Annotated in this window: 6 protein-coding genes; 4 read left to right on the top strand and 2 right to left on the bottom strand. The window is 36.6% G+C overall.

Annotation, left to right across the window (positions count from 1 at the left end; genetic code table 11):
- Both G4Z05_RS12835 and rpsT read right to left on the bottom strand, forming a co-directional pair.
- Nucleotides 1–478 (bottom strand): transposase (locus G4Z05_RS12835; RefSeq protein ID WP_205597402.1); only part of this gene is annotated, 478 nt, incomplete at its 3' end.
- Between the two features lie 114 nt (nt 479–592).
- The gene (gene rpsT / locus G4Z05_RS12830) at nt 593–853 is read right to left on the bottom strand and encodes a 30S ribosomal protein S20 (RefSeq protein WP_038536284.1); all 261 of its coding nucleotides are present in this window, start codon (nt 851–853) and stop codon (nt 593–595) included.
- A 238-nt stretch (nt 854–1,091) separates the two neighbouring features.
- Here rpsT and gpr point away from each other — a divergent pair, with 238 nt between their 5' ends.
- From gpr to lepA, 4 genes are all read left to right on the top strand, one after another.
- On the top strand, nt 1,092–2,210 hold the full coding sequence (gene gpr / locus G4Z05_RS12825; protein ID WP_163252236.1) for a GPR endopeptidase: 1,119 nt from the start codon (nt 1,092–1,094) through the stop codon (nt 2,208–2,210).
- 216 nt (nt 2,211–2,426) lie between these two features.
- Nucleotides 2,427–3,623, top strand: a complete 1,197-nt coding sequence (spoIIP, locus tag G4Z05_RS12820) for a stage II sporulation protein P (RefSeq protein ID WP_163252235.1) — start codon at nt 2,427–2,429, stop codon at nt 3,621–3,623.
- A 17-nt stretch (nt 3,624–3,640) separates the two neighbouring features.
- A complete protein-coding gene (locus tag G4Z05_RS12815) occupies nt 3,641–3,955 on the top strand; it encodes a DUF3679 domain-containing protein (RefSeq protein WP_163252234.1) in 315 nt (104 codons plus the stop codon).
- A 228-nt stretch (nt 3,956–4,183) separates the two neighbouring features.
- Nucleotides 4,184–6,019 (top strand): translation elongation factor 4, encoded by a 1,836-nt coding sequence (lepA, locus tag G4Z05_RS12810; RefSeq protein WP_163183914.1) that lies wholly within the window; start codon nt 4,184–4,186, stop codon nt 6,017–6,019.
- The last annotated feature ends 58 nt before the right edge of the window (nt 6,020–6,077 follow it).

Genomic DNA, 6,077 nt, shown 5'->3' with positions numbered 1-6,077 from the left:
ATTTACGTTTATTTGCACTTGCTTTAACATGCGTAGAATCAATAAATACATGTTCAGCACTAATCAACTTTTTATCAGAAGCTTCTTTTAGAATGCGGTAGAAGATTTTTTGAAATAGATCTGTATCCTTGAAACGTCTTTCATAGTTTTTTCCGAAGGTTGAGAAGTGGGGGACTTTATCATGAAACCCAAAACCTAAGAACCAACGATAAGCAAGGTTTGTTTCAATTTCTTCAATAGTTTTGCGCATAGAGCGAATACCGAAGGTATATTGAATAAAAGCCATCTTAATTAATACAACAGGGTCAATACTTGGACGACCACGTTCAGATGAATACATATTCTCAACTAATTTATATATAAATGAAAAATCAATAGCAGCTTCTATCTTACGAACCAAGTGATTTTCAGGAACCAGCTGGTCTAAAGTAATCATTTCTAATTGATCTCGATTTACTTGTGTATTTTTAGTAAGCATTTCAATATCACCTCGATATTCTATGACATAATTATACAAAAAATGTCGACAAAATCCTTTAAAAAAGGATTTTGTCGACAGTCTGAAACGATTCCTAGCAGGAATCGTTTTTTATTATAGTGCATTAATTTTCTTCATTAGGCGAGCTTTTTTACGAGCAGCAGCATTTTTGTGGATAAGACCCTTTGCAGCAGCCTTGTCTAATTTGCTTGCAGCAACAACTAAAGCTTCCTTCGCAGCAGCAGCATCGTTAAGAGTAACAGCAGCTTCTACTTTTTTAACTGCAGTACGCATAGCTGATTTTGCCATTGTATTTTGAGCATTACGAGATTCGCTAGTTTTTACACGCTTAATTGCAGATTTAATGTTAGGCATTACTTTCACCTCCTGTAAAGAATCGAGACTATGTGAACTCGACTTAACATTCATAAACATTTATTCGCAACAAATGATATTTTATCAAACAGGTATCTAGATTGCAATACACAATTCTAAGAAAAGGGGAAGGTTATTGGGAATTTGACCTCATTTACTTCGTTGAATTATTCATTGAATGATTTATCGGAACAGGGGAAAAAATAGGAAATAGTTTCTATCATGGGAGTGATTGTTAATGAATGAATCGATTGATTTAAGTAAATATGCTGTTCGCACTGATTTGGCTATTGAAGCTCGGGAGATGGTTTTAGCCCAGCAATCAGTAGAACAAGAAGAAAATTTATCCCAAATAGAAGGTGTTATAATAAAGGAAAAAGAAGTAGATGATATAAAAATTTCATTAGTAGAAGTGACCGACCAAGGAGCTAAGCAAATTGGTAAAAAAGCAGGGCGGTATTTGACATTAGAGGTACAAGGAATACGTCAACAAAATAGTGAGGTCCAGCAGAAAGTGGAAGAAATATTTGCTAGAGAATTTGCTCACTTTCTAGAAGGGTCAGGAATCAAAAAGACAGATTCTTGTTTAGTAGTCGGCCTTGGAAATTGGAATGTTACCCCAGATGCAATTGGGCCATTGGTGTGTGAAAACCTACTTGTTACCCGTCACCTGTTTCAACTTCAGCCAGAAAGTGTGGAAGAAGGTTATCGCTCTGTCAGTGCACTAGCACCAGGTGTTATGGGACTCACAGGCATTGAAACAAGTGACATAATCTTTGGAGTCGTTGAAAAAACAAAACCAGATTTCGTTATTGCTATTGATGCATTGGCATCACGTTCTATAGAAAGAGTAAATTCAACTATTCAAATTTCCGATACAGGAATACATCCCGGTTCTGGAGTGGGTAACAAGAGAAAGGAATTAAGTAAAGAAACATTGGGAGTGCCGGTGATTGCCTTAGGTGTTCCTACAGTGGTAGATGCCGTTTCCATTACAAGCGATACGATTGATTTTATTTTAAAACATTTCGGAAAGGAAATGAGAGAAGGTGATCGTCCGTCCAGAGCATTGGCACCAGCAGGTATGACATTTGGAGAACGTAGAAAACTGACGGAGGAGGACCTGCCGGAAGAGAAACATCGGAAGACTTTTCTTGGAATCGTTGGGACGCTTCCGGAGGATGAAAAACGAAAATTAATTCATGAGGTCTTATCTCCGCTTGGCCATAATTTAATGGTAACGCCAAAGGAAGTCGATGTTTTTATTGAAGATATGGCAAACTTAATTGCAAATGGATTAAATGCTTCTCTCCATCATAGTGTCAATCAAGAGAATGTCGGATTTATTACAAGGTAATAACGATGAAGATGGGACACAAGTTTTTTAGCTGAGAGAAACCCGAACTATTTTAAAACTCTATGTTAGTTTTAATTAGTTCGGGTTTTTAATTGAATTTCATCATTGTATTGTATATTAATCTTAATTTTTATGTTTGCTTTATCTCTTATAAAGGTTCTACCATTTCTAGTAATGTCATAAGATTTACTAGAATTGTATTTGCGAGGTGGAACTATGAAATCTAAAACATCAGGAACATTTATCCTGATACAAGGGACAAGTTTATTAAAATTAGTGGCAACTATTTTATTGTTTTTACTTTTTATATTTTCAATTAGTGGAATTTTGACGTCGTTAAAGCCCCAATACAGACTGTCATCCGCCTCCGTTAATCATGTGTCAATGAATGTAAACGGGGATCTTCTATACCAATTAATGGGCTGGGAAAACCATCATTTTTTAACAGTAAAACGTGATGTTAAAGTTCCAACCTTGACAAATTTGGTTTTTAAACTGTCTAGCAATATTAATTTAGATGACCCACGTAGTCTTCTAGGGAGAGAACTTCCTGGATTTTATCAATTTGACGGAAAAATTCTAGTTGCGGGTGAAGGAACCAACTATACAAACATGCCTATTGAATCTTCTCCTCCGAATGAAATAATGAAAGCAGAACAGGAAGCTGCATTACAAAATCTTGAAGGAATTGATAAATCGCCAGATGAAAACCCCTCTAGTACACCTGGACAGACAACTGGTGACAGGAAAGTGGTGTATGTATATTTCTCACATAATCGGGAATCCTTCTTACCATATCTGAAGGGTGTGACTGACCCTAATTTAGCAAATCATTCCCAAATTAACGTCACAAAAATTGGTGACCAATTAAAAAGTAGTTTGGAAGACCGTGGCATTGGGACATTTGTTGATAAAACAGATATTCAGGGCAATTTAAACAAAAAGGGCTTAAAATATACAAAATCGTATCAGGAGTCCCGTGCAGTAGTTCAGGCGGCAATGGCATCAAATCGTGATTTAACCTATTTTTTTGATATTCATAGAGATTCAAGGAGGAAGAAGGATACTACCATATCAATTAATGGTCAATCTTATGCAAGACTTGCTTTTGTCATAGGGGGTAAAAATCCGAATTATGAAAAAAATGCTAAATTTGCATCCCAACTACATGACCTATTACAGAAAAAATATAAAGGCTTAAGCCGAGGAGTTATAGTAAAAAGTAATAATGGAAATGCTGTATATAATCAGAACCTTTCTGAAAATGCGATCTTAATTGAGTTCGGCGGTGTGGATAATACTTTTGATGAGTTGAATCGGTCGGCAGACGCTCTTGCAGATGTGTTTAGTGAATACTACTGGCAGGCAGAGAACGTCAATCAAAATGTTGAACAATCAACAGATAAGCAATAGGAATAAGGGTGAGCTTTATGAAAATGTTCATGCTAAAAAGTTTCATCATAACAGCACTTATGTTTATTGCCGTATTTACGGGAATGGAACTAGCAAATAACGGAATTCATAAAATGAAGGGTTATGATGATCCAAATTTCCAAAATGTCGTTTCTATAAATGAAAGAGACGCTACAATTTTAGGAAATAAGATCGCTAGCCATGATTTGGAAGCAAAAAAGAAAAAACTTGAGGAAATAAGTGCGTATAATTTCTTTTCTAATATGGGAAAGAGATTATCAGATAGTTTGACTGATGCTTCGGAAAAACTAATTAAGAAGATTGTTGATTAATAGGGGGCGGTGCCTAAAAGGTACCGCTCTTTTAGCTAGTATTGTTTGGTACGCAACATTTAACGCTATTTTAGCGATTGGAATAGCAAAGACTCATTTTCCTCGTTGAAGTATTTTTATTCGTTAGATGAAGCAAGGCGCTTTCACTTTTATAATTGAATATTGAAAGTGGGGCTGATATAATCGTAAAATAGTGAACGTGTGCGAGTTAATGTAGGAGTGAAAGACATGAACAGAGAAGAGAGATTGAAAAGACAATCGAAGATTAGAAACTTTTCGATTATTGCCCATATTGACCACGGAAAATCAACATTGGCAGATCGAATTTTAGAAAAAACAAATGCATTATCATCCCGTGAAATGAAGGATCAGCTGTTAGATTCCATGGACCTTGAGCGTGAACGCGGGATTACCATTAAATTAAATGCTGTTCAATTAAAATATAAAGCGAAAGATGGAGAAGAATATATTTTTCATTTAATCGATACACCGGGACACGTCGATTTTACATATGAAGTTTCCCGAAGCCTTGCTGCTTGTGAAGGCGCCATTTTAGTCGTAGATGCTGCACAAGGAATTGAAGCACAGACATTGGCAAATGTTTATTTGGCTCTTGATAATGATCTTGAGATTTTGCCAGTAATTAATAAAATCGATTTGCCAAGTGCTGACCCTGAACGGGTTCGCAATGAAATTGAGGAGGTAATCGGTTTAGATGCATCTGAAGCTGTTTTAGCTTCGGCAAAAGCCGGGATTGGGATTGAAGAGATTCTTGAACAGATTGTAGAAAAAGTTCCGGCTCCAACTGGTGATCCCGATGCACCATTAAAAGCATTGATTTTCGATTCTCTGTATGATGCTTATCGAGGAGTAGTAGCCTATATTCGTGTTGTAGAAGGTACTGTAAAGGTTGGCGATAAAATTAAAATGATGGCAACCGGTGCCGAGTTTGAGGTTACAGAAGTTGGAGTATTTACACCGAAAGCGGAAATGCGTGAAGAATTATCAGTTGGTGATGTTGGATTCCTGACCGCGTCAATCAAAAATGTTAGTGATACCCGGGTCGGTGATACGATTACAAATGCCAAAAATGGGGCAGCTGAGCCACTCCCAGGATATCGAAAATTAAATCCAATGGTATATTGTGGCTTATATCCAATTGATACGGCCAAATTTAATGATCTCCGCGAAGCACTTGAAAAATTGCAATTAAATGATTCTGCCTTGCAATTTGAGCCGGAAACCTCACAGGCACTTGGATTTGGTTTCCGTTGCGGATTCTTGGGACTACTTCACATGGAAATCATTCAAGAACGGATTGAGCGTGAATTTAAAATTGATTTGATAACAACGGCACCAAGCGTTATTTACCATGTTCACTTGACAGATGGAACACTTGTCAATGTAGATAACCCTTCAAATATGCCTGATCCGCAAAAAATTGACCATGTTGAAGAACCTTATGTTAAGGCAACAATGATGTCACCAAATGACTATGTTGGTGCTATCATGGAACTTTGCCAGCAAAAACGCGGAAATTTTGTTGACATGCAATATTTGGATGAAAATCGCGTAAGCATTGTTTATGAAATTCCTTTAGCGGAAATTGTATATGATTTTTTTGACCAATTGAAGTCAAATACTAGAGGTTATGCCTCATTTGATTATGAATTAATTGGTTATAAGCCATCGAAACTAGTGAAAATGGATATATTATTAAATGGAGAAAAGGTTGATGCATTAAGCTTTATCGTTCATAAAGATTTCGCTTATGAACGTGGAAAAGTCATCGTTGAGAAGCTAAAAGAACTAATCCCTAGACAACAATTTGAAGTTCCAGTTCAGGCAGCAATTGGACAAAAGATTGTAGCACGTTCAACTATTAAAGCGATGCGGAAAAACGTATTAGCTAAATGTTATGGTGGAGATATTTCCCGGAAACGAAAACTATTGGAGAAGCAAAAAGAAGGTAAAAAACGGATGAAACAGGTTGGATCTGTTGAAGTTCCGCAAGAAGCCTTCATGGCAGTATTAAAAATGGATGATTCCAATAGTAAACAATAACAAACAAGGAGGGTAGGACAAGCCTTTTGTCAGGCGATTCCTGCCTCTTTTTGTTTCG

This window comes from Neobacillus thermocopriae, assembly GCF_010975035.1.
Classification (GTDB): Bacteria; Bacillota; Bacilli; order Bacillales; family Cytobacillaceae; genus Neobacillus; species Neobacillus thermocopriae.
Note: the sequence above shows the minus strand (reverse complement) of the source record. Positions and strands in the feature narration are given on the sequence as shown.